Source organism: Lewinellaceae bacterium (assembly GCA_020636105.1).
Lineage (GTDB): Bacteria > Bacteroidota > Bacteroidia > Chitinophagales > Saprospiraceae > BCD1.
Window position 1 is genome coordinate 810,656 of sequence record JACJYL010000002.1, and the last position, 22,690, is coordinate 833,345.

The 22,690-nt window shown below is 44.4% G+C and carries 14 protein-coding genes; 11 read left to right on the forward strand and 3 right to left on the reverse strand.

All coding sequences use genetic code 11. From position 1 onward, the window contains the following. Positions 1-157: 157 nt before the first annotated feature. The 4 genes from H6571_20405 (at position 158) to H6571_20420 (ending at position 10,324) form a co-directional block, all read left to right on the forward strand. Positions 158-3,526, forward strand: a complete 3,369-nt coding sequence (locus tag H6571_20405) for a hypothetical protein (protein ID MCB9326113.1) — start codon at positions 158-160, stop codon at positions 3,524-3,526. Between the two features lie 2,133 nt (positions 3,527-5,659). Continuing rightward, positions 5,660-8,425: a pyruvate, phosphate dikinase gene (locus H6571_20410; protein ID MCB9326114.1), complete on the forward strand. Its 2,766-nt coding sequence runs from the start codon at positions 5,660-5,662 to the stop codon at positions 8,423-8,425. Positions 8,426-8,535: 110 nt separating this feature from the next. Next, positions 8,536-8,916 carry a CBS domain-containing protein gene (locus H6571_20415; GenBank protein ID MCB9326115.1) on the forward strand — a complete coding sequence of 127 codons (381 nt, stop codon included), beginning with the start codon at positions 8,536-8,538 and terminating at the stop codon, positions 8,914-8,916. A 232-nt stretch (positions 8,917-9,148) separates the two neighbouring features. Beyond that, entirely contained in the window at positions 9,149-10,324 is a 1,176-nt protein-coding gene (locus tag H6571_20420; protein ID MCB9326116.1) for an amidohydrolase family protein, read from the forward strand. A gap of 68 nt (positions 10,325-10,392) precedes the next feature. Here the strand turns inward: H6571_20420 and H6571_20425 are convergent, their stop codons facing one another. Both H6571_20425 and glgP read right to left on the reverse strand, forming a co-directional pair. Next, a complete protein-coding gene (locus H6571_20425; protein ID MCB9326117.1) occupies positions 10,393-12,519 on the reverse strand; it encodes an RNA-binding transcriptional accessory protein in 2,127 nt (708 codons plus the stop codon). A gap of 173 nt (positions 12,520-12,692) precedes the next feature. Continuing rightward, complete coding sequence (gene glgP, locus H6571_20430) at positions 12,693-14,309, reverse strand: alpha-glucan family phosphorylase (protein MCB9326118.1); 1,617 nt, start codon at positions 14,307-14,309, stop codon at positions 12,693-12,695. Between the two features lie 572 nt (positions 14,310-14,881). On the opposite strand from glgP, the gene H6571_20435 reads away from it, so the two are divergent. From H6571_20435 to H6571_20465, 7 genes are all read left to right on the forward strand, one after another. Then, positions 14,882-15,406: a ferritin gene (locus H6571_20435; GenBank protein MCB9326119.1), complete on the forward strand. Its 525-nt coding sequence runs from the start codon at positions 14,882-14,884 to the stop codon at positions 15,404-15,406. Next, positions 15,396-15,821 carry an SRPBCC domain-containing protein gene (locus H6571_20440; protein ID MCB9326120.1) on the forward strand — a complete coding sequence of 142 codons (426 nt, stop codon included), beginning with the start codon at positions 15,396-15,398 and terminating at the stop codon, positions 15,819-15,821. Before H6571_20435 ends, H6571_20440 begins: the two co-directional genes overlap by 11 nt. 194 nt (positions 15,822-16,015) lie before the next feature. Further along, positions 16,016-16,696 carry a succinate dehydrogenase cytochrome b subunit gene (locus H6571_20445; protein ID MCB9326121.1) on the forward strand — a complete coding sequence of 227 codons (681 nt, stop codon included), beginning with the start codon at positions 16,016-16,018 and terminating at the stop codon, positions 16,694-16,696. Positions 16,697-16,768: 72 nt separating this feature from the next. Beyond that, positions 16,769-18,682 (forward strand): fumarate reductase/succinate dehydrogenase flavoprotein subunit, encoded by a 1,914-nt coding sequence (locus H6571_20450; protein ID MCB9326122.1) that lies wholly within the window; start codon positions 16,769-16,771, stop codon positions 18,680-18,682. Positions 18,683-18,827: 145 nt separating this feature from the next. After that, the gene (locus H6571_20455; GenBank protein MCB9326123.1) at positions 18,828-19,565 is read left to right on the forward strand and encodes a succinate dehydrogenase/fumarate reductase iron-sulfur subunit; all 738 of its coding nucleotides are present in this window, start codon (positions 18,828-18,830) and stop codon (positions 19,563-19,565) included. A gap of 111 nt (positions 19,566-19,676) precedes the next feature. Then, the gene (locus H6571_20460) at positions 19,677-20,549 is read left to right on the forward strand and encodes a DUF4846 domain-containing protein (GenBank protein MCB9326124.1); all 873 of its coding nucleotides are present in this window, start codon (positions 19,677-19,679) and stop codon (positions 20,547-20,549) included. A 27-nt stretch (positions 20,550-20,576) separates the two neighbouring features. After that, positions 20,577-21,509, forward strand: a complete 933-nt coding sequence (locus H6571_20465; GenBank protein ID MCB9326125.1) for an alpha/beta hydrolase — start codon at positions 20,577-20,579, stop codon at positions 21,507-21,509. A 78-nt stretch (positions 21,510-21,587) separates the two neighbouring features. On the opposite strand, the gene rluF is transcribed toward H6571_20465, so the two are convergent. Further along, complete coding sequence (rluF, locus tag H6571_20470; GenBank protein MCB9326126.1) at positions 21,588-22,331, reverse strand: 23S rRNA pseudouridine(2604) synthase RluF; 744 nt, start codon at positions 22,329-22,331, stop codon at positions 21,588-21,590. Between the last annotated feature and the right edge of the window lie 359 nt (positions 22,332-22,690).

Consider the following 22,690-nt stretch of genomic DNA (forward strand, 5'->3'; position numbering starts at 1 on the left):
TTAATAAATTCATAAATATTTAATCAATTTGTGTGCTATCTTTGCCTTGTGTCGTTCAGGCTTTTAAAATTTCCAAAAAAACGGGACTTTTAGGAATGAATCTCACAAAACTAACAAAAACTATCTAGCTGATCTCATATATAAAAAGAAATTCATCATGAAGCTTTTGAAACGCATTCTCTTTATTTTTTTCATATTTTTAGTAGTTCTTATCGGCCTGGCCGTAACCATACCTATTATCTACAAAGACCGCATTGTTGAAATGGCGAAAGAAGAAATCAACCGTACCGTTGATGCAAAGGTCGATTTTACAGAGGTAAACCTTTCCCTTTTCAGGCATTTTCCCGATTTATCCTTTTTGTTAAAAAACTTTGAGGTCACCGGGAAAGGTGATTTTGAAGGAACTTTGCTGGCCAAAGGCGAAGCGGCAGATTTCTCTTTTGACCTGCTTTCTCTTTTCTCAAAAACCTCCCCCATCACAATCAATTCAATTGGTTTACGAAAACCAGAGATAAATGTTTTGGTGCTCGAAAACGGGAAAGCCAATTACGATATTGCGATCGCCACAGACGAACGCATTGAGGAAACCAACGAGGAAACCGATTACAGCGGTTTTAAAGCTACCCTAAAATCCTACTCCATTGAAGAGGCAAAAATAACCTACGATGATCGCAGCGGTGATATGTTTCTCGAAATCGATAATCTGAACCATAAAGGTTCCGGGAATTTTACCATTGATGTTTTTGATCTCAAAACCAAAACGGACATTGAGGCCCTGACCTTTAGGATGGGAGGCATTTCCTATTTAAAAAAGGCTAAAATGAGCCTGGATGCTATTTTTAATATCGATCAAACCAACAGCAAATACACGCTTAAAGACAATCTGATCAAGGTCAATGCTCTTCAGCTGAAGGCAGACGGTTTTGTTCAGCTGGCAGAAGAAGACATCTTGATGGACCTGGCCTTCTCCTCTCCGCAAAATGATTTTAAAAGCCTGTGGTCCCTCATTCCCAATGCTTATATCGAAGGGTATGAGCAGGTGAAAATCGACGGACAATTCGATTTCTCCGGAAACGTCAAAGGCACTTACAATGAAACCTCCCTTCCCGGTTTCCGGATCAAAACCAATATTTCCAACGGGAACGTCAAATATCCTGACCTCCCATTGGGCATTACCGATATCAATGCCAAGGTGGATGTTAACAGCCCGGACAGCGACCTGGATCACTTGACCGTTGACATCCCAAGAATGGGCTTCCGGATCGGGGACAACCCCATGGACGGACGGGTCAAAATCTCCACGCCTATGTCCGACCCGGCCGTAGATGGCCTGCTCAATGGCGTGATCGACCTCGCCGACCTCGCCAAAGCCTTTCCTGTAGATGGCGTAGATGAAATGAGTGGACTGATCACCGCCAATGTAAAAATGAAAGCCCGGCTTTCTCAGATCGAGCGTGAAGACTATGAAGCCGTGGATATAAACGGAGAAGCTGAAATATCCCATCTGAAATACGACATGACCGGCTACCCCGCCGTGGTCATCGATCAGTCCAAAATGGCTTTCAGTCCTAAAATGGTGGACATCGCTTCCTTTACCGGCAAACTAGGAAAAAGTGATGTGACTGCCAGCGGTCATATTGACAATATCCTCGCTTATTTTTCTCCTAAAAAAACGATGACAGGCAATATGGTCCTTCGCTCTGATTACATTTTTGCAGATGAATGGATGGAAGAGGAACCCGCAACCGCAACCGCAACCACTGCCACCACTCAACAGGCCCTCGGTGCTGCACCGGAGACCGCTGCCAGCGAAGAAATTTTCGACCGTTTTGATTTTAGGGTCGATGCCAAGATCAATAAACTGGATTATTACGAATATCAATTAACCGACCTGGAAGCCAAAGGACAGATCGCGCCCAACCGTATGGATATCGATGAGTTTGCCATGAAAATCGGCGGCAGCGACCTGGAAGGTTCCGGAACGATTACCAATGCTTTTGAATATCTTTTTGACGAAGGCACTTTAGGGGGAAAACTCCGTTTGAAATCCAATAATTTTGACCTCAACCAGTTCATGACGGAAAGTGGGGAGATTCCTGAAAATTCAGGGGAAGCCTCCGTTAATACGGAAGCACTCGAACCTATCCTGGTGCCGGAAAATATTGATATGACCATTGATGCTGATTTCCGGAAGATCATTTATACCAATATGACGCTCAACAACCTGGATGGACAACTTGTCATAGCCCCTGATCGGTCTGTAACCATAAAGGACGCTACTGCCGAGACCCTGCAAGGTAAGGTGAAAATGACAGGTGGTTATTACACCGCCGACCCGGAAGATCCAAAATTCGACATGAACATTGATCTGGAAAAGATGGATTTCAAGGAAGCCTTCTCCACATTCAACAGTTTCGCGACCCTGGCGCCTATTGGCAAATTCATGACCGGAACATTCACGACCAACATGGCCATGACGGGAAGTCTGGGAAAAGATATGATGCCTGTTTACAGCAAACTCAATGTTGAAGGATTTTTGCATACCATTAATGGCCTGATTACCGAATTCAAACCCCTCAATGCCATTGGCAATGCCTTAAATATTGAAGAACTCAAAGGAAAAATGGCGGTCAAGGATTCTAAAAACTGGTTCACTATTGCCGATGGCAAAGTGGAAGTAAAAGAATTTGACTACGCCGTCAAAGACCTGAAAATGAAAATTGGCGGCTCCCACAGCCTGGAGAACGAGATGGATTACAATATAAAAACCGCCATTCCTCGCAAATGGCTGGATAAAGCAGGACTCGGCAACCTCGCCAGCAGCGGGTTAAAGTCCATCAGCGAACAGGCTTCCAAACTGGGGCTCAACATCGGGCAGAGCGAAACAGTCAACGTATTGATCAACCTCAAAGGGTCGATCACGAATCCGAAGGTCAAATTTTCCCTGCTGGGACTCGATGGAGAAACCTCCATTGTTGATGCTGCCAAGGAAACGGTAAAAGCTGCCGTGGACGATAAAAAAGAAGAGATCAAAGCAGGCCTCAGTGAAAAAGCACAAAAGATCATTGCTGATGCACAGGTACAGGCAGATAAATTAAAAGAGGAAGCCAAAAAATCGGCAGATAAATTGCGTGCTGAGGGCGAAACAGCCGCTGAGAAGATCAGGAGCGAAGGAAAGACCGCCGGAGATAAGTTACGTGCCGAAGGCCAGAAACAAGCGGACCAGGCCAAAAAAGCCGCCGAAGCTGAGGCTCAGAAACAACTAGCCAAAGCCACCAATCCAATCACCAAGGCTGCGGCCCAAAAGGTGGCGGATCGATTACTGGCCGAAGCCAATAAAAAGGCCGATTCTTTTGTAACCGAAGCGGATAAAAAAGCCGCTCAGCTGGAAGCGGAAGCGGAAAAACGAGCCCGACAGACTACAGATGCTGCCGAAACAAATGCTCAAAAAATAGAAAATGAGGCCGACGCAAAAGCAGATAAAATCATGGCGGATGCGCAAACACAAGCGGATAAGTTGAAGTAGCGGTTGTTAGCCAATATTTCGATTTAACACATAGCCACATAGCTCCCGGAGCAAACATTTTGCAAAACGCTTCTTTATGTTCTTTGTGACTTTGTGGTGCTTTTTAACACATAGCCACATAGCTCCCGGAGCATACATTTTGCAAAACGCTTCTTTATGTTCTTTGTGACTTTGTGGTGCTTTTTAACACATAGCCACATAGCTCCCGGAGCAAACATTTTGCAAAACACTTCTTTGTGTGCTTTGTGACTTTATGGTGCTTTTTAACACATAGCCACATAGCTCCCGGAGCATACATTTTGCAAAACGCTTCTTTGTGTGCTTTGTGACTTTGTGGTGCTTTTTAACACATAGCCACATAGCTCCCGGAGCATACATTTTGCAAAACGCTTCTTTATGTTCTTTGTGACTTTGTGGTGCTTTTTAACACATAGCCACATAGCTCCCGGAGCAAACATTTTGCAAAACACTTCTTTGTGTGCTTTGTGACTTTATGGTGCTTTTTAACACATAGCCACATAGCTCCCGGAGCATACATTTTGCAAAACGCTTCTTTGTGTGCTTTGTGACTTTGTGGTGCTTTTTAACACATAGCCACATAGCTCCCGGAGCATACATTTTGCAAAACACTTCTTTGTGTTCTTTGTGACTTTGTGGTGCTTTTTAACACATAGCCACATAGCTCCCGGAGCATACATTTTGCAAAACGCTTCTTTGTGTGCTTTGTGACTTTGTGGTGCTTTTTAACACATAGCCACATAGCTCCCGGAGCATACATTTTGCAAAACACTTCTTTGTGTTCTTTGTGACTTTGTGGTGCTTTTTAACACATAGCCACATAGCTCCCGGAGCATACATTTTGCAAAACGCTTCTTTGTGTGCTTTGTGACTTTGTGGTGCTTTTTAACACATAGCCACATAGCTCCCGGAGCATACATTTTACAAAACGCTTCTTTGTGTGCTTTGTGACTTTGTGGTGCTTTTTAACACATAGCCACATAGCTCCCGGAGCATACATTTTACAAAACGCTTCTTTGTGTGCTTTGTGACTTTGTGGTGCTTTTTAACACATAGCCACATAGCTCCCGGAGCATACATTTTACAAAACGCTTCTTTGTGTGCTTTGTGACTTTGTGGTGCTTTTTAACACATAGCCACATAGCTCCCGGAGCATACATTTTACAAAAACTTCTTTGTGTGCTTTTGTGACTTTGTGGTGCTTTTTAACACATAGCCACATAGCTCCTGGAGCATACATTTTGCAAAACCTTCTTTGTGTTCTTTGTGACTTTGTCGTGCTTTTTAACACATAGCCACATAGCTCCCGGAGCATACATTTTACAAAACGCTTCTTTGTGTGCTTTGTGACTTTGTCGTGCTTTTTAACACATAGCCACATAGCTCCCGGAGCAAACATTTTGTAAAACGCTTCTTTGTGTGCTTTGTGACTTTGTGGTGCTTTTTAACACATAGCCACATAGCTCCCGGAGCATACATTTTGCAAAACGCTTCTTTGTGTGCTTTGTGACTTTGTGGTGCTTTTTAACACATAGCCACATAGCTCCCGGAGCATACATTTTGCAAAACGCTTCTTTGTGTGCTTTGTGACTTTGTGGTGCTTTTTAACACATAGCCACATAGCTCCCGGAGCATACATTTTGCAAAACACTTCTTTGTGTGCTTTGTGACTTTGTCGTGCTTTTTAACACATAGATCCAAAAAAATTACCGGTTTTTATCGCACTTTAAATTCCATTTCTTTACAGACCTTTAATTATTTAATGATAATTACTGTTGTTTTTATTTTTCAGACAGCCCGCCAGATTTCTTTTTAAACAGATTTTATTGTCTGTTTTTACCCCCGAAAAATATATGTAAAACGATAGAAATTAACGACACCCCATCTATACAAACAATTGATTTTAAACTAATTAAATATAAATTTTGAACAAATAACACTTTTGTTCCAACAGTCAAAAACAGCCCCATATTTGACCTTAATACATTATAGATCATGCAACCAGGTTTTCATTAAACTGATAAAAATCATCCACCATGATTGACAAAACTCAAATAACCCCAAACTTAATCACCTTAATTTCGAGCCATAATTTTCAACAAAAACTTCATTTTTATGGATGCTATAAAATATGTTTACACCTTTGGAGGAGAATTCACAGAAGGAAATAGTAAGATGAAGGAACTCCTGGGTGGTAAAGGAGCCAACCTCGCAGAAATGAACCTGATTGGCGTTCCTGTCCCTCCGGGATTCACCGTAACGACCGAAGCCTGCAACAATTATTACAAGGCGGGAAAAGAAAAAACGATCCTCGCATTGACTGCCCAGGTGGAAAAAGGCGTGGCTATTGTTGAAAAGATTACGGGTAAAACACTTGGTGATCCCGAAAATCCTTTATTACTTTCCGTACGTTCAGGTGCCAGAGCTTCCATGCCAGGTATGATGGACACCGTTTTGAATCTCGGTATGAATGATAAAGTGGTGGAAGGTTTTGCCAAAAAATCCAACCCATGGTCTGCATGGGACTCTTACCGTCGTTTCATTCAAATGTATGGAGACGTGGTGATGGGCTTAAAACCCGAAACAAAAGACGACATCGATCCTTTCGAAAAGATCATGGATTATATTAAGGAAGAACGCGGCATTGAATCCGATACGGATTTTACTGTTGACGACCTAAAACTTATCTGCAATACTTTCAGAAACAAGATCAAGGAAAAAACCGGAAAAGATTTTCCTCAGGATCCCTGGGAACAACTTTGGGGTTCCATCACCGCCGTATTTGACAGCTGGATGAACAACAGGGCAATCACCTACCGTCGTTTAAATGGCATCCCTGCTGAATGGGGAACAGCCGTTAATGTACAGGCTATGGTATTTGGAAATATGGGTAACGACTCCGCTACCGGTGTGGCTTTTACCCGTGACCCTGCAACAGGAGAAAACATCTTCACCGGGGAATACCTCATCAATGCACAGGGAGAAGACGTTGTGGCCGGCACCCGTACGCCTCAGCAAATCACTCTGGAAGGTTCAAAAAGATGGGCAAAATTAGGGGGCATTGCAGAAACAGAGCGTAAGGAAAAATATCCTTCTCTGGAAGAAGTCATGCCTGAAATTTACCAGGAACTCAACGAGTACCAGGACAAACTCGAACAACACTACAAGGATATGCAGGACCTCGAGTTTACCATCCAGGAGGGTAAACTCTGGATTTTGCAAACCCGTAATGGAAAACGTACCGGCTTGTCAATGGTAAGAACCGGAATGGAAATGCTCAGGGAAGGCATGATTACTGAAAAGGAAGCCCTCATGCGTATGGATCCATACAAATTGGACGAATTGCTGCACCCTGTTTTTGATAAAGAATCCGCTGCAGAAGCAGTGGAATTGACCAAAGGTCTGCCTGCCTCTCCGGGAGCTGCCTCCGGCCAGATCGTTTTCTCCGCGGATGATGCCGTTGAATGGGCTGCCAAAGGAAAAACAGTGATCCTCGCAAGAATTGAAACTTCTCCTGAAGATATCCACGGACTCGAAGTGGCTGCAGGCATTCTAACCGCCAGAGGTGGTATGACCTCCCATGCTGCTGTAGTGGCTCGCGGCATGGGCAAATGCTGTGTCTCCGGTGCAGGGGAAGCGCATATGAACTATGCCGAAAAAACGCTGCATATCGGGGATCGTTATCTCAATGAAGGAGACTGGATTTCCCTCAACGGAACTACAGGACAGGTGTTCCTGGGCAAAATAAAAACAGAAGAAGCCAGCCTCGTGGAAGAATTTGGAGAATTGATGGATCTTTCCGATAAATACGCAAAACTTGCTGTTAGAACCAACGCTGATACTCCTCATGACGCAACGGTTGCAAGAAATTTCGGAGCCACAGGTATTGGACTTTGCAGAACGGAACATATGTTCTTCCAGGAAGAACGTATCCTTCCGATTCGGGAGATGATCGTCGCCGAAACCCTGGAAGAAAGGGAAAAAGCACTCAACAAGATTCTTCCTTTCCAGCGTGAAGATTTTGAAGGCATCTTCGAAGCTATGAACGGCCTGCCGGTAACCATCCGTTTGCTCGATCCTCCTTTGCATGAATTCCTGCCACAGACCAAGAAGGCCCGTATCGAAATGGCCAAGGATCTTGGCATTAGCGAAGAACGTGTAGAAGAACTCGTAGCCGACCACGAAGAATCCAACCCGATGTTCGGGCACAGAGGTTGCCGCTTGAGCAATACCTTCCCTTCCATCACCAAAATGCAAAGCCGTGCCATCATCGAGGCTGCCCTAAACCTTAAACAAAAAGGTATTTTGGTGTATCCTGAAATCATGGTACCGCTGGTAGGGATAAAAGCAGAGCTCGAATTGCAAAAAAACATCATCGTGTCAACGGTTGAAAAAGTATTCGAAGAGCGCAACGAACGCATCGACTACAAAGTAGGAACGATGATCGAAGTCCCCCGAGCTACTGTTGTTGCTAATGAGCTGGCAGAAATTTCAGACTTCTTCTCCTTCGGAACCAATGACCTTACACAGATGACCTTCGGATTTTCCCGCGATGACGTAGGACATTTCCTCCCGGTTTACATCCAAAAAGGCATTGTACCTAACGATCCTTTTGAATCCATTGATCAGAATGGAGTAGGCAGCCTGGTAAAACTTGGAGTTGACAAGGGCAGATCTGTAAAGGAAAATCTCAAGATTGGAGTTTGCGGTGAACATGGCGGAGATCCTGCTTCGGTAGAATTCTTCCATAGAAGCGGCCTCAATTATGTAAGTTGTTCTCCATTTCGCGTTCCCATTGCAAGGCTCTCCGCAGCCCAGGCAGCTATCAAATTTCCAAACAAGGAAGTGAAATTAGAAGAAGAACTTGCTTTCATGGTTTAATTGTTTTGTGATATAATAATTGAATACCAGACTTAGGGCGATATGTTGTCAGAAGTCTGGTATTTTTTTTGGAAATTTCTTATCTTAGCCAATACTAAATTAAACAACCCATGGCTACAACCGTCGAAAAAATAATGGCCTCCCCGGTCGTCACGACCACCCTGGATTCAACTACCGGTTACGTCAGGGAATTGATGGAAAGAAAGCATGTAAGTGCCATCCCTATCGTAGCCCTCGAGGATGAAACAATAAACCTGTTAGGCATTGTCACCAACAGGGATTTGAGGGGCGTAAAAGACGAAAGTACTGACGTGGAATTTATCATGTCGCGGCGCATCAAATCCGTGAGCAAAGAAACCACTCTACGTGAAGCCGCCAGGAAAATGATAGAAAGCGAAATGCACCATCTTGTGGTGATAGAAAAAGAAAAAGTGGTGGGGATCATTAGTTCCATGGATTTTGTAAAAGCAGTGGCTGACGGAATGATTTAAGGCCGGCACTACACATCAACTTCCTTTTGCTAAAAATATTCCCGGACAATAGCCTATCTCTGGAAAATCAGGGGTAACTTGAAGTTATCCCTTTGGGAATATTTTCTTTTGCTACAAACGATTTCTTCTTCACAAACCTAAAATTTTAAGAAAATTTAACCGAAAGAAAACGCGTCTTTTTTCTCACTTTCCCTATTTTCACACCTCATTTTCAGAAAACACCTATTCAACCATGCATAGAATATCCGCAGATTACGTATTCCCCGTCTCAAGCCCTCCCATAAAAGACGGAGTCCTCATTTTGGATAAAGACGGAAAGGTTCTGGAAGTCGGACACCAAAAGGACTATGATTCTGCCAGTCTCGATATACATATAGGGGTTTTGGTTCCCGGGTTTGTGAATACGCATTGCCACCTGGAGCTTTCCCACATGAAAGGAATAGTGAATACAGGTACAGGATTGCTTCCATTCCTGGTGGATGTAGTCACCCAAAGGGAGTTTCCAATGGAAGAAATTTTGGATGCCATAAGCAAGGCCGATGCTCAAATGGAAGAAGAAGGTATTGTCGCGGTAGGAGATATCTCCAACAAAGTGGATACGGCTAAAGCAAAGGAACAAAGCAATATACGCTATTACACCTTTGTGGAGATGTTCGATTTTTTGCAAAACGAAAGAGCACAAGCTACCTACGAACAATATAAAACGGTTTTTGACAATCAGAGCCGCAATAATGGTAACCGCATCAGTTATGTTCCGCATGCACCCTATACCGTTTCCAAAGCATTATTCAACATCATCCGCGAACAAAACAACCCTAATGCCACCCTCAGCATCCACAACCAGGAAACCGCTCACGAAGACAACCTCTTTCTGAAAAAAGAAGGAGGTTTCGTTGATTTTTTTGGCGGGTTTGGAGTCACCCTGGACGATTTTCAGCCAACCGGTCAAACAGCCATCCACTACGCCATGGATAATATGGATCCCAACCAAAGAACGCTTTTCGTTCACAATACCATGACAAGTGATGCAGACATCAAAGCCGCTCATAAGTGGAGCGACAAGGTCTACTGGGCCACCTGCGCCAACGCCAACCTGTATATCGAAAACCGCCTGCCCAACTACAAAACCTTCATCGACAACAACGCCCGCATGACCATCGGCACGGACAGCCTGACCTCCAACTGGCGGCTATCCATTCTCGATGAGATGAAAACCATCTCAAAATACCAGTCCTACGTGGATTTTGAAACCTTGCTGCGCTGGGCCACCCTGAATGGGGCCGAAGCCCTCGGTTTTGAAGACGAGCTGGGTAGCTTTGAAGTGGGCAAAAAACCGGGAGTCAATCTGCTGAATCTCAACAGCGATCTCAAAATTACCGATAAAACAAAGGTGGAGCGGTTGGTATAAATAGGAACTTAAGCCTTGAAAAAGTTTGAAGGTTGTCCTATGAACTTTGAACCTTGCGAGGCACGAGCTTAAACCTCCTTCATCGACAACTGCACCCGCCCGCGCGCTATATCCACATCCATAACCTTCACCATCACTTCCTGCTGGAGGCTCACCACATCTGCCGGATTTTTGACGAATTTGTTGGCTAATTGCGAGATATGCACCATTCCACCGGCTTTGATACCAATATCCACAAAGGCCCCAAAGTTGGTAATATTGTTGATGATGCCAGGGATCACCATGCCGATCTGGAGGTCTTCGATGGACTTAATGTTTTCGGCAAATTGAAAAGACCTTGCACTGCCACGCGGGTCAAGCCCAGGTTTGGCAAGCTCTGACAGGACATCTTTGAGCGTTGGAAGGCCTACGGTTTCTGTAATGTATCGTTTTAAATCAATCTGCTTGCGCAGGCTTTCGTCTTTGATGAGATCTTCTATGGTACACCCAAGATCCGCTGCCATTTTTTTGACTATGGGATAGGTTTCGGGGTGTACAGCGGTATTGTCCAAAGGGTTTTTACCCTCGCGAATACGGAGGAATCCGGCACATTGTTCAAAAGCTTTTTCGCCCATCCTGGGAACCTTTTTAAGTTCGGTACGGCTGGAAAACAAGCCATTCTCATTGCGGTAATCCACGATATTCTGTGCCAGGGTCGGCCCAAGCCCGGACACGTAGGTCAGGAGGTGTTTGCTTGCTGTGTTGAGATTTGTACCCACCGCATTCACACAACTCTCCACCACCCTGTCCAGGCTTTCTTTCAGCTGGGATTGATTGACATCGTGCTGGTACTGCCCTACCCCGATGGATTTAGCGTCGATTTTTACCAATTCAGCCAATGGATCCATCAATCGGCGGCCAATGGAAACGGCTCCCCTGACGGTAAGGTCCTGACTTGGAAATTCTTCCCTTGCCACGGCGGAAGCGGAATAAATGGAAGCGCCGCTTTCGTTGACCATAAAAACCTCCACAGGGCGATTGTAGTCAATGGAGCGACAAAGGGCCATGGTCTCCCTTCCCGCCGTTCCGTTCCCCACAGCAATGGCCTCAATATTGTACTTGTGCACCAGTTCCAACAAAGTTTCCTTTGCTCCGTAAACATCCTTCTGGGGCGGATGTGGATACATTACAGTATCGTACAAAAGTTGTCCGCCGGCATCCAGGCAAACGACCTTACATCCCGTTCTGAAACCGGGATCTACGCCCATGACCGCTTTTTGCCCCAACGGCGGACTCAGCATGAGCTGGCGCAGGTTTTCTGCAAACACATTGATGGCTTCCCCATCGGCCTTATCCTTGGAAATTTTCCGAAACTCCGTTTCAATGGCAGGCCCCAACAATCTCTTATAACAATCCTCAACGGCCTCTTTAACCTGACGGGAGGCGGCACCATTGCCTTTTACAAATTGCTTGTCCAGCAAAAAGACAGCATCCTCTTCCTCCGGCCCGATAGACACACGAAGAAACCCTTCTTCCTCCCCTCTCCTGATGGCCAGCATCCGGTGTGAAGGGCAATTATTCAGTCGCTCCGAATAATCAAAATAATCCCTGTATTTTGCGCCTTCTTCTTCTTTATTCCGGGCAACTTTTGCCTTGACAATGGATTCTTTTTTGAACAAAAAACGTACCCTGTTACGGGCCTTTTCATCCTCGTTTACCCATTCTGCGATAATATCACGGGCCCCCTGCAATGCCGCTTGCACGTCAGGCACCTCTTCGGTAATAAATTTTCCGGCAAGGATTTCCAAATGATCATTTTGCTGATCAAAAATGGATTGGGCCAGGGGCTCAAGTCCCTGCTCTTTGGCGATGGAAGCCCTTGTTTTTCTTTTCTTTTTATAAGGAAGGTAGAGGTCTTCAAGCGTGGTAGGATCCCAGGTATCGTTGATCCGGCGACGAAGATCATCGGTCAGTTGTCCCTGTTCTTCAATGGCTTTGAGAATGGTTTCCTTTCGTTTGTCAAGTTCTTCCAGTTTTTTGAGTTCGCTCTGGATATCAGCAATATTGACTTCATCCAAAGAACCGGTGGCTTCTTTTCGGTAACGGGCAATAAAAGGAATGGTGGCCCCTTCTCTTAATAAACCAATCGTACTGGAAACGCTTTGCTTGCTGAGATTTAAGGCTTCGGTAATGAGTTGAATGTGTATGTTGTCCATTGATACTTTTGACTTTCTGACGGGATTGAATTGAAATTACAAACAAATTATTTTCGGTATTCGGAAGGGCAAAGATAAAATTTCAACGCAAAAATCAGGTATAAAAAGAAAACAGGTTTGCCAATCTGCAAAAGATTGACAAACCTGTTTAATTAAAAGGAATCGGGAAATAATTACGACTTGTAAAGGAGATCGTAATATTGATCCAACATTCTTTTAACGGAGAATGCATCGCGTGTACTTTGAATGCTGTAACGCATCATTTCCACCCATTTATCATGGTTCTCATAATAAGTTGGGATGACTTCCTGAAGCAATACATTGTACAGTGCATTGCGATCATTTTCGTCAAGCAGCACTTCATTTTCACCTTCAGTAGCATTTCCAAATTGCCAGCCGTTGAACCCGTGATGACAGGCTTCGGGCCACCAACCATCGAGAATACTCAGGTTGAGAACGCCGTTCATCGCCGCTTTCATCCCTGAAGTACCGCTGGCCTCCAAAGGTCTGCGCGGATTGTTCAACCAAACGTCACAACCTCGGGTCAACATAGCTCCGATGGTCATATCATAGTTTTCGAGGAAAACCACGGCGTCAGGATATTCTCTTGCAATTTCTACGAGGCGGGCAACGGTAGCTTTTCCGTTGTCATCAAGTGGATGCGCCTTTCCCGAGAAAATGAATTGCACCTTATTTTCTTCCAGCAAAGGTCTGATCACGTCAGGACGACTAAAAACGAGGTCACTTCTCTTGTAAGGAACCGCGCGTCTTGAGAAACCGATCAACAACTTATTTTCATCCAGTTTTGCACCGGTGCGTTCTTTGACAAAAGCGATCAGTTTACGTTTATTGGCTTGATGGTGTTTCCAAACATCTTTTCCGGTTTCACCTGCTTTTAACATGGCTGAATCCACCCATGTGGGAAGATGTATCCCATTGGTGATGGCCACGATTTCAGAGGCACCTGTAACATTTTTCCACATCCTGTTGGCCGTAACGCCATGCAACTGGGCAACTGCATTGGATTTCCTGGACAATCTCAGGGCCCCAACAGTCATATTGAAAGGCGCGCCCCCCAATCTGGTGAGCTGATCCCTGTTCATCCCAAGATTGGCACTCATGTATTCCAGCCTGTCGATGGTGTGAGATTCATTTCCCTGTACCACGGGAGTATGAGTGGTAAAAACGATTTTTTGCCGGGTAATTCCCCATGCTTCATCAAAGGAATGCCCTTTGATCATTTCTTCTCTCATCAATTCAAAACCAGCCAATAACGCATGACCTTCATTAAAGTGATAAAGGTCAACGTGAATGCCTAATTTCCTCAGGGCACGTACACCACCGATTCCGAGGACAATTTCCTGCGCAACGCGGTCATCTTTGGTGCCCCCGTATAATTTATCGGTGATCCATTTGTCATCATTTTGAGGCAGATCGGTATCCAGGAGGTACAAAGGTGCACTACCGAATTTATCCATTTTCCAAACCTTGCAGGCCACATGTTTACCACGTACCGTCACATCAACCGTAACCCCCGTATCTTCAAGAAAATCGTATTTGTAATCTCTAAAAACATCATAGGGTTTGCCATTTTCATCAATCAATTGGTCGGAATAACCATTTTTCCATTTAAGACCTATTCCTACAATCGGATAGTTATGATCTTTTGCCCCTTTTAAATAATCTCCAGCCAAAATTCCAAGGCCTCCGGCATAAATCTTGAAATCGCTTTCCAGGCCGTATTCCATACAGAAATAGGCGACCTTTGGCTGTCTAACATTTGTTTCCATAAATCAATTTTATTAGTGGAAAAATTTTTAACCAAGGCGCAAAGAAACGACTAATCTTTGATTTATCCCAAACCAAAATTTTAAAATCGAATATTATTTTCAAAGGCCTTAGCCATTGTTCCCCTCTGATTTATGCTTCAACAATGAAAATTCAACCCGGTTCGGGTTTCCGCTGCCCTTCCCAATATACCTGTAAACCCAAGGGGATTAGTGTACTTATCACAAGAAGTATTTCGGAAAAGTCAAAATTCCACTCCAATACAACCGCTCAAAAAAGTACTTATAAAAAAAGTATGCTTTTGCTGAAAAAAAAAAAAGAAGAAGGTTGTTTTAACTCATTTTTTTTATTTCCCCACGGGTTGAAGACCGTTTTCTTTTATAAATTCCAAGGGAATAAAAACCCTTTTCATGACCGGTTATAGAAAAATGACAGGCATTACAAATCCTTTTAGTGCTTTTTGTTACCGGCTAAAAAAGTGGAGATAAAGGCCTTAAAACTTCATATAATATAGCAGATTTACTAACTTGCACCATGTTTTTATCATTATAGAATTGAACATAAATTTATTGTAATGTTGACAGAAAAAATGGAAGCTGCGCTGAATGCGCAATTGGTATTAGAAGCCTACGCCTCAAATTTGTATTTATCCATGGGTGCCTGGTGCGAACAAAAAGGAATGGAAGGTTGTGCCGAATTTATGTATCGCCAGTCTGAAGAGGAGCGCCAGCACATGCTTAAAATATTCAATTATATCAACGAAACCGATGGCCATGCCCTTGCTCCAGGCGTGAAACAACCTCCACATGATTTTGACTCTGTGCAAAATATGTTCGAGAAGGTTTACGAACACGAACAAGGGGTTACCAGATCGATCAATGATCTGGTCAGAATATCCTATGCTGAAAATGACCATGCTACGCTTCAATTTTTACAGTATTATGTTGAAGAACAAAGAGAAGAAGAAGCCTTAATGCGCACCATACTCGATAAGATCAAACTGATCGGTGACGGTCCCCAAAGTCTGTATTTCATCGATATGGAAGTTGCAAAGATCAATAACCAAATTCCGGGCGGAGGCTCAGGAAATGAAGCCTGAAAAAGACATTAATAAAATCGGCCTGACCAAGGATAGCGGCTATCAGGTAGGGGCAAGAAAAACCTATGCGGTTTCCATTGAGGAGGCCTGGGATTTTCTCGTTTCCGAGCGTGGCCTTAATCTTTGGTTGGGCACCATAAATCCGGAGGTTATTAAAGTCAAAAAAACGTTTGAAACGGCAGAAGCTGCACAGGGGAAAATGACCGTTTTCTCCCCTTATTCCCATCTAAGAATGAAATGGCAACCCGCCGGATGGCAGCATAATTCCACCTTGCAGATCAGGGTCATTCCATCAAAAGGAAAAACCACGATCAGTGTCCATCAGGACCACCTTTTAAACAGCGCCCAACGGGAAGAGATGAAGGCTCACTGGCAACAGGTATTAGAGATGTTTAAAAAAGAGCTTCCCTGCTGAACAATCCCTAAAATCATAATAAAATTCCTAAAGACCTTCCTTTCAAACTACCTTTTATTCATTTTCGGCCAGCCTGTTAATTTTTTCCAAATTTAGTTTTGAATTAACCCGTTAAATAGTGGCAAAAGTGCACTTAATTTCTTACATTTGTTACCAGCAGTGAGCACCCATTTGCTTGATAAAAATTCACTTTTATGAGCAAGATTAATTCACTGAACACAACGATAATCCGCAAAGTATTAATGGCTTTAACCGGGTTATTTTTAAGCTTTTTCCTGATTATTCACCTCGCGGGAAATCTTCAGTTACTCCTGCCAGAAGAAATTGCCCGAACGCAGTATAATGCTTATTCGCATTTATTGTCCGGTAATTTTATCATCAAGTTTGTTTCCTACGTTTTGTACCTGTCCATCATTGCACACGCCATCCTGGCATTGGTGCTTACTTTCTTAAACTGGAAAGCCGGCGGCAGTAAATACGCCGTTGACCGGCGCAAGGAAGTCAGCGGTTGGATCACCAGGAACATGGGGCTGCTGGGATCACTGATCTTCGTTTTCCTGGTCGTACACCTGGCCAATTTCTGGTATGTGTATAAGTTCGGGCACCCGGCCCTGGATGCAGCAGGCAATAAAGACCTTTATACAATCGTGGTCGAATTGTATAAGGAACCGTTGTATGTGGTCGTTTACGTGGTCGCCATGTTCATCCTGGGTTTCCACCTGTGGCACGGTTTCCAGAGCGCCTTCCGGACTTTAGGGCTTTACCACCTGAAATACAGTCAATGGGTGCGCTATTTCGGCTTTTTCTTCTCCATGGTTATGACCATTGGTTTTGCGATCATTCCGGTCATTTTGTATTTCAGATTTGCGACCTAGAGGAAACAGGAACCTTTTGATTCAATGTTTTCTGGCTTTGCTGAATTTTTTTAAGACTTTAAATTTTTCCAGATGTTAAATGCAAAAATTCCAGAAGGGAAACTTCAAGATAAATGGAACAATTACAAGGCTCATTGTAAGATCGTCAATCCTGCCAACAAGAAAAAACTGGATGTGATCATCGTTGGTGCCGGTCTCGCTGGTTCTTCCGCTGCGGCCACTTTAGGCGAACTGGGCTATAATGTAAAAGTATTTTTCTTCCAGGATTCGGCCCGGCGGGCCCACTCCGTTGCAGCCCAGGGCGGTGTCAACGCTGCCAAAAATTACCAATACGACGGCGACAATGTCTATAGAATGTTTTATGATACCATCAAAGGAGGGGACTTCCGGTCCCGTGAGGCCAATACTTATCGTTTGGCAGAATGTTCCGCCTCACTCATTGACCAGGCGGTAGCACAGGGGGTTCCGTTTGCCCGGGAATACGGAGGTTATTTGTCCAACCGGTCTTTTGGAGGAGTTCAGGTGAAAAGAACCTTTTATGCCCGTGGACAGACGGGTCAACAACTATTATTAGGTGCCTATTCCGCTATGATGCGACAAGTCAACACCGGAAGGGTTACCCTTTACAACCGCCACGAAATGCTGGATGTGGTGGTGATTGACGGAAAAGCGCGCGGGATCATTGCCCGGGATCTCAAAACAGGGAAGATCGAACGTCACGCCGCCCATACGGTTCTCCTGGCCACCGGCGGTTATGGAAAAATTTACTATCTCTCGACACTTGCCATTGGCAGCAATGGTTCCGCCGCCTGGCGAGCGCACAAAAAGGGAGCTTTTATGGCCGGAGTGAGCTGGGTACAGATCCACCCTACCTGCCTGCCCCAATCCGGCGACTACCAATCCAAGCTGACCCTCATGTCTGAATCACTGCGTAACGATGGCAGGATATGGGTTTCAAAAATTAAAGGGGATGACCGTCATCCCAATGATATTAACGCGGAAGAAAGAGATTATTACCTGGAAAGAAGGTATCCTGCCTTTGGCAACCTGGCCCCAAGAGATATTGCATCCCGTGCTGCCAAGGAACGGATCGATGCCGGACATGGAGTTGGTGCCAATAAAAATGCCGTTTACCTCGATTTTAAAACAGCTATTGGGGAATATGGAGAAGAGGTGATTAGGGAACGCTACGGCAATCTTTTCCGCATGTATGAAAAAATTACCGGCATAAATGCTTATAAGGAACCTATGAAAATATCACCTGCTGCTCACTTCACCATGGGGGGCTTGTGGGTCGATTATGAACTGATGACTACCGTCCCTGGATTATTCGCCCTCGGGGAATCCAATTTTTCCGATCACGGGGCCAACCGGCTTGGCGCCAATTCTCTTTTGCAGGCTTGTGTCGATGGATATTTCATTGCACCACTCACGGTAGGCAACTACCTCGCCGGCGAGATCAAATCAGGGAAAATATCAACAGATCACCCGGAATTCGAAAAAACAGAACAGGAGGCCGTAGCCTTTTTGGACAAATTGGTCAACATCAAAGGGAATAAGACCGCCGATCATTACCACAAGAAGCTGGGACGGATTTTGTGGGATAAGGTAGGCCTGGAAAGAAGTAAGGAGGGATTGGAAGAAGCTATTCGTCAAATTCGGGAGCTGAAAAATGATTTTTGGCATAATCTTATGGTGCCCGGCACCCAGGACGAAGTCAATTCAGAACTTGAAAAAGCAGGAAGAGTCGCCGACTATATCGAACTGGCTGAATTGATGGCCCATGACGCCCTCAACAGGGAAGAATCCTGCGGAGCCCACTTCAGAACCGAATATCAGACCGAAGACGGAGAGGCCATGCGGAACGACCAGGAATTTGCCTATGTTTCTTCATGGGAACACCAACCCGGCGACCAGGGCCCGAAATTGCATAAAGAGATGCTGGAATTTGAAATGGTTACGCCAAGTGTAAGGAGTTATAAATAAACGGTGGGAGATTGAGCGAGATTGTGGGAGATTGAACCATTGGAACTCATTGAACACCTGTAACCATTGAACTATTGAAACTATTTTCTAAAGAGATCAAACATTCTATTTCGACGTAAATTGGTTGAATACAAAAAATACTAACATGAAGATCACATTAAAAGTCTGGAGGCAAAAAGACGCACAATCAAAAGGTGCCTTTGAAACCTATCCGATGGACAATGTCAACACAGATATGTCTTTCCTGGAATTATTGGATATGCTGAATGAAAGTCTGACCGTCCAGGGAAAGATGCCCGTCGAATTCGATTCTGACTGCCGGGAAGGGATTTGCGGACAGTGCGGGATGGTCATCAATGGTCGTGCCAACGGCCATTTGGAAGGCACTACTACCTGTCAGCTGCACATGCGTTCTTTCAAAGATGGTGAAACCATTTACGTGGAACCTTTCCGAGCCACGGCCTTCCCCGTGATCAGGGATCTAAAGGTCAACCGGGAGGCCCTGGACCGCATCATCATTGCGGGCGGCTTTATTTCCTCCCATACAGGATCTGCCCCTGAAGCCAATTCCATTCCCATCGGTCATGAAACGGCAGAATCGGCCTTTGATTCCGCCGCCTGTATTGGCTGTGGAACCTGTGTGGCTACCTGTAAAAATTCCAGTGCATCGCTCTTTACCGCAGCCAAAATTACTCATCTGGCCAAATTACCTCAAGGGCAAATTGAAGCCAAAAAAAGAGCCTGGAATATGGTTCAACAAATGGATATAGAAGGATTCGGTGCTTGTACCAATACAGAAGCCTGCGAGGTAGAATGTCCTCAAAATATATCAGTAATGAATATTGCGCGAATGAACTGGGAGTTTCATAAGGCAGTTTTGTAATGAAGAAATTTATTGATTTTGGTACTTTTCAAAGTTTCAGGTTTATCAATTTGACTGAACATTAAAAACTAAACCAAATGGTTCCTGCGTTTTAAATAAAAAATTCCCGAAATGCTCAAAATTCCAATTCCCGCCTTGCTTTGTCTATTCCTGTCCTCGTGCGGGCAATCACAAAATGCAGCTCCAATGCCCCCCATCCACTATATTGAACAATCTTCCACCCCTCAGACAACATCGCTGATCGATACCCGTGGCAAAACGATTGGCACCCGATTCCTGCTTCCTGAAAATTTTGAAAGAACTGAGGTGGATCCCAATTCTTTTGCCAACTATTTAAGAAACCTTCCGCTGAAGCCAGCTGACGCTGAAGTGAATTATTATGATGGCAGGGTGAAGCATAAACGTGATGTATATGAAGCCGTAATTGACATGGACCTCGACAACCGGAACCTTCAACAATGCGCCGATGCTGTCATTCGTTTGAGAGCGGAATATCTTTACGGCAGCGGTCGGTATGATGAAATCAGCTTCCAGTTTACCAATGGGTTCAAAGCTGATTTCAATACATGGCGCAGCGGCCATAGGATCGTGGTCGATGGCAATAATGTAAGCTGGAGGCCGTCGACCGTTTCATCCGGGTCTTACAGTAGTTTCCGCAACTACCTCAACATGGTTTTCGCTTATGCAGGCACTTATTCCGTTGCCAGGGAAACCACGCCCGTTCCTGTCGAGGAGATCCAGCTCGGAGACATTTTTATCCGCGCAGGCAGCCCCGGCCACGCGGTGATCGTCGTGGATGTGGCCGATCACAAGGAAAATGGCGAAAAAATTTTTCTACTGGCTCAAAGTTATATGCCCGCCCAGGACATCCAGGTCTTACAAAACCCAAAAAACGGACCAGGCAATCCATGGTACGATATAGACTTCACACGACTTTACACGCCTGAATGGACTTTTTCCAGAGAAGAATTGAGGAGATTTTAATGCCTTTTTTTAATAAAAAATTCAATGATGAACAAATATCTCATTCCCCTCCTCACTGTTAGCCTTCTTTGGAGCTGTTTTCCACCGAAAGAAGATCCGTTCCCTGCCGTTTCCAGCGGTAAGATTGAAAGGATAGCAAAATTTCCTTCCCGGTTTATAACCGCCCGAAACGTAGACATCTGGTTGCCTGAAGGTTATAATCCGGGTGAAAAATATGCCGTGTTGTATATGCATGACGGACAGATGTTATACGACTCCAACACCACCTGGAACAAACAGGAATGGGGCGTTGATGAAGTACTAGGGAAACTGATCAGCGAAAATGCCATCCAACAATGCATTGTCGCAGGTATATGGAACTCCCCCAACCGACAAATGGATTATTTTCCCAAACGCCCGATGGAAGGCCTGACGGAAGAAGAATGGACCATTCTCGATGAGGAACTGAATAAAGAACGGCAGGACACCATCCGGGCAAACGATATTGATTCTGACAATTATCTAAAATTCATCGTGGAGGAACTTAAACCACATATCGATTCTGTTTATTCGACACTTCAAGATGCTGCCCATACCTTTATCGCAGGATCCAGTATGGGAGGCCTGATCTCCATGTACGCCATCTGCGAATACCCGGAAATTTTTGGGGGTGCAGCCTGTTTGTCAACCCACTGGATAGGCTTTGGAGATTTTGAGCACAATCCTGTTCCCAATGCTTTCACAAATTATATGAACGGGCATTTGCCGGACCCCTCCAACCACAAAATATATTTTGATTATGGCACCAAAACGCTGGATCATTATTATGAACCTTATCAAATACAGGTGGATACGGTAATGAAAAATAAAGGCTACACGGAGGTTAACTGGATAACAAAAAAGTTCCCGGGTGATGACCATTCGGAAAAATCCTGGCGAAAAAGGCTGGATATACCGGTGGTTTTTCTTTTGGGACAGTAAATCTCAATCAAATTACTATTGTAACGGGATAAGTCAGTCCATTTATCAAATCGAATATTTGCCTATTCACCAAGGTACTCATATCGAAGCATCCTTGGTTTTTATTGAATCGGCAATTAATTTCTGTATGGTTTTTATTTCTTTGGGGGTAAAATAACGCCATTTCCCCGGGGCGATTCCTTCCAGGCGAATACTCATTATACGAGTCCTCTGCAAGCGAATCACTTCATACCCCAGGTATTCACACATGCGGCGAATCTGCCTGTTTAGTCCCTGTACGAGCACGATTTTGAAAACGTAATTACTCTGTTTGGAAACGTAACATTTCTTAGTAACGGTATCCAGGATCGGAATACCATTGCCCATTTTCCGGATAAAATCATCGGTGATGGGTTTATTCACCGTTACAATATATTCTTTTTCGTGATGGTTCCCCGCCCGGAGTATTTTATTGACAATATCTCCGTCATTGGTGAGGAAAATCAGTCCTTCGGAAGGTTTATCCAAACGACCCACCGGGAAAATGCGTTTAGGATAATTGATAAAATCAATGATGTTGTCCTTGTCCTTTCTGTCGGTAGTCGAGGTGATGCCTACTGGTTTGTGGAAGGCGAGATAAATCGTTTTTTCCTTGCTGTGCAGGAGTTTTCCGTCAATGCTAACTTTATCCCCTTCTTCAACCCGGTTTCCCAAAACAGCCGTGACTCCGTTAATCTTTACTCTTCCCGCTTTGATCATCTTATCGGCTTCCCGGCGGGAGCAGATTCCTGTCTCGCTGATATGCTTATTTAAACTTTTTGAATCCTGATTCTCCGGTGACATTTTTTCCTTTAATATTTCGCCTCAAAGGTAAGGGAAAAGTGCTGTTGGCTTATTGTGATAGACATTAAAAACCAAAAAAAAAACCATAAAATGGGTTTCACCTCTGAAAATCAATTCTAAAGGAGTGAAAAAATTCTTCGATTTTCATTTCCCTTGTTTTTGTAACGACTTCACTGGCCGCAACGGCCGGAGCCATGGTAGCTTATTTTGTATCTTTCGCATTGTTTAGATCTTATGATTTTTTGATGGAGATACCATCAGCACGGGTCACGTATACGGAGCATCTTTGGCTTTCGCGGGTACGGAAAACTTCCACTTTCGATTTCTTTAAGCAAAGACATAGGAGGCGGTGATAGTTC

What these genes read in the sequence shown, in the direction of transcription:
- H6571_20455 (MCB9326123.1), top strand. Translation starts at nt 18,828, where the DNA reads ATGAAGATCACATTAAAAGTCTGGAGGCAAAAAGACGCACAATCAAAA.
- H6571_20405 (MCB9326113.1), top strand. Translation starts at nt 158, where the DNA reads ATGAAGCTTTTGAAACGCATTCTCTTTATTTTTTTCATATTTTTAGTA.
- H6571_20410 (MCB9326114.1), top strand. Translation starts at nt 5,660, where the DNA reads ATGGATGCTATAAAATATGTTTACACCTTTGGAGGAGAATTCACAGAA.
- H6571_20415 (MCB9326115.1), top strand. Translation starts at nt 8,536, where the DNA reads ATGGCTACAACCGTCGAAAAAATAATGGCCTCCCCGGTCGTCACGACC.
- H6571_20450 (MCB9326122.1), top strand. Translation starts at nt 16,769, where the DNA reads ATGTTAAATGCAAAAATTCCAGAAGGGAAACTTCAAGATAAATGGAAC.
- H6571_20465 (MCB9326125.1), top strand. Translation starts at nt 20,577, where the DNA reads ATGAACAAATATCTCATTCCCCTCCTCACTGTTAGCCTTCTTTGGAGC.
- H6571_20435 (MCB9326119.1), top strand. Translation starts at nt 14,882, where the DNA reads ATGTTGACAGAAAAAATGGAAGCTGCGCTGAATGCGCAATTGGTATTA.
- H6571_20420 (MCB9326116.1), top strand. Translation starts at nt 9,149, where the DNA reads ATGCATAGAATATCCGCAGATTACGTATTCCCCGTCTCAAGCCCTCCC.
- H6571_20460 (MCB9326124.1), top strand. Translation starts at nt 19,677, where the DNA reads ATGCTCAAAATTCCAATTCCCGCCTTGCTTTGTCTATTCCTGTCCTCG.
- rluF (MCB9326126.1), bottom strand. Translation starts at nt 22,331, where the DNA reads ATGTCACCGGAGAATCAGGATTCAAAAAGTTTAAATAAGCATATCAGC.
- H6571_20445 (MCB9326121.1), top strand. Translation starts at nt 16,016, where the DNA reads ATGAGCAAGATTAATTCACTGAACACAACGATAATCCGCAAAGTATTA.
- H6571_20440 (MCB9326120.1), top strand. Translation starts at nt 15,396, where the DNA reads ATGAAGCCTGAAAAAGACATTAATAAAATCGGCCTGACCAAGGATAGC.
- glgP (MCB9326118.1), bottom strand. Translation starts at nt 14,309, where the DNA reads ATGGAAACAAATGTTAGACAGCCAAAGGTCGCCTATTTCTGTATGGAA.
- H6571_20425 (MCB9326117.1), bottom strand. Translation starts at nt 12,519, where the DNA reads ATGGACAACATACACATTCAACTCATTACCGAAGCCTTAAATCTCAGC.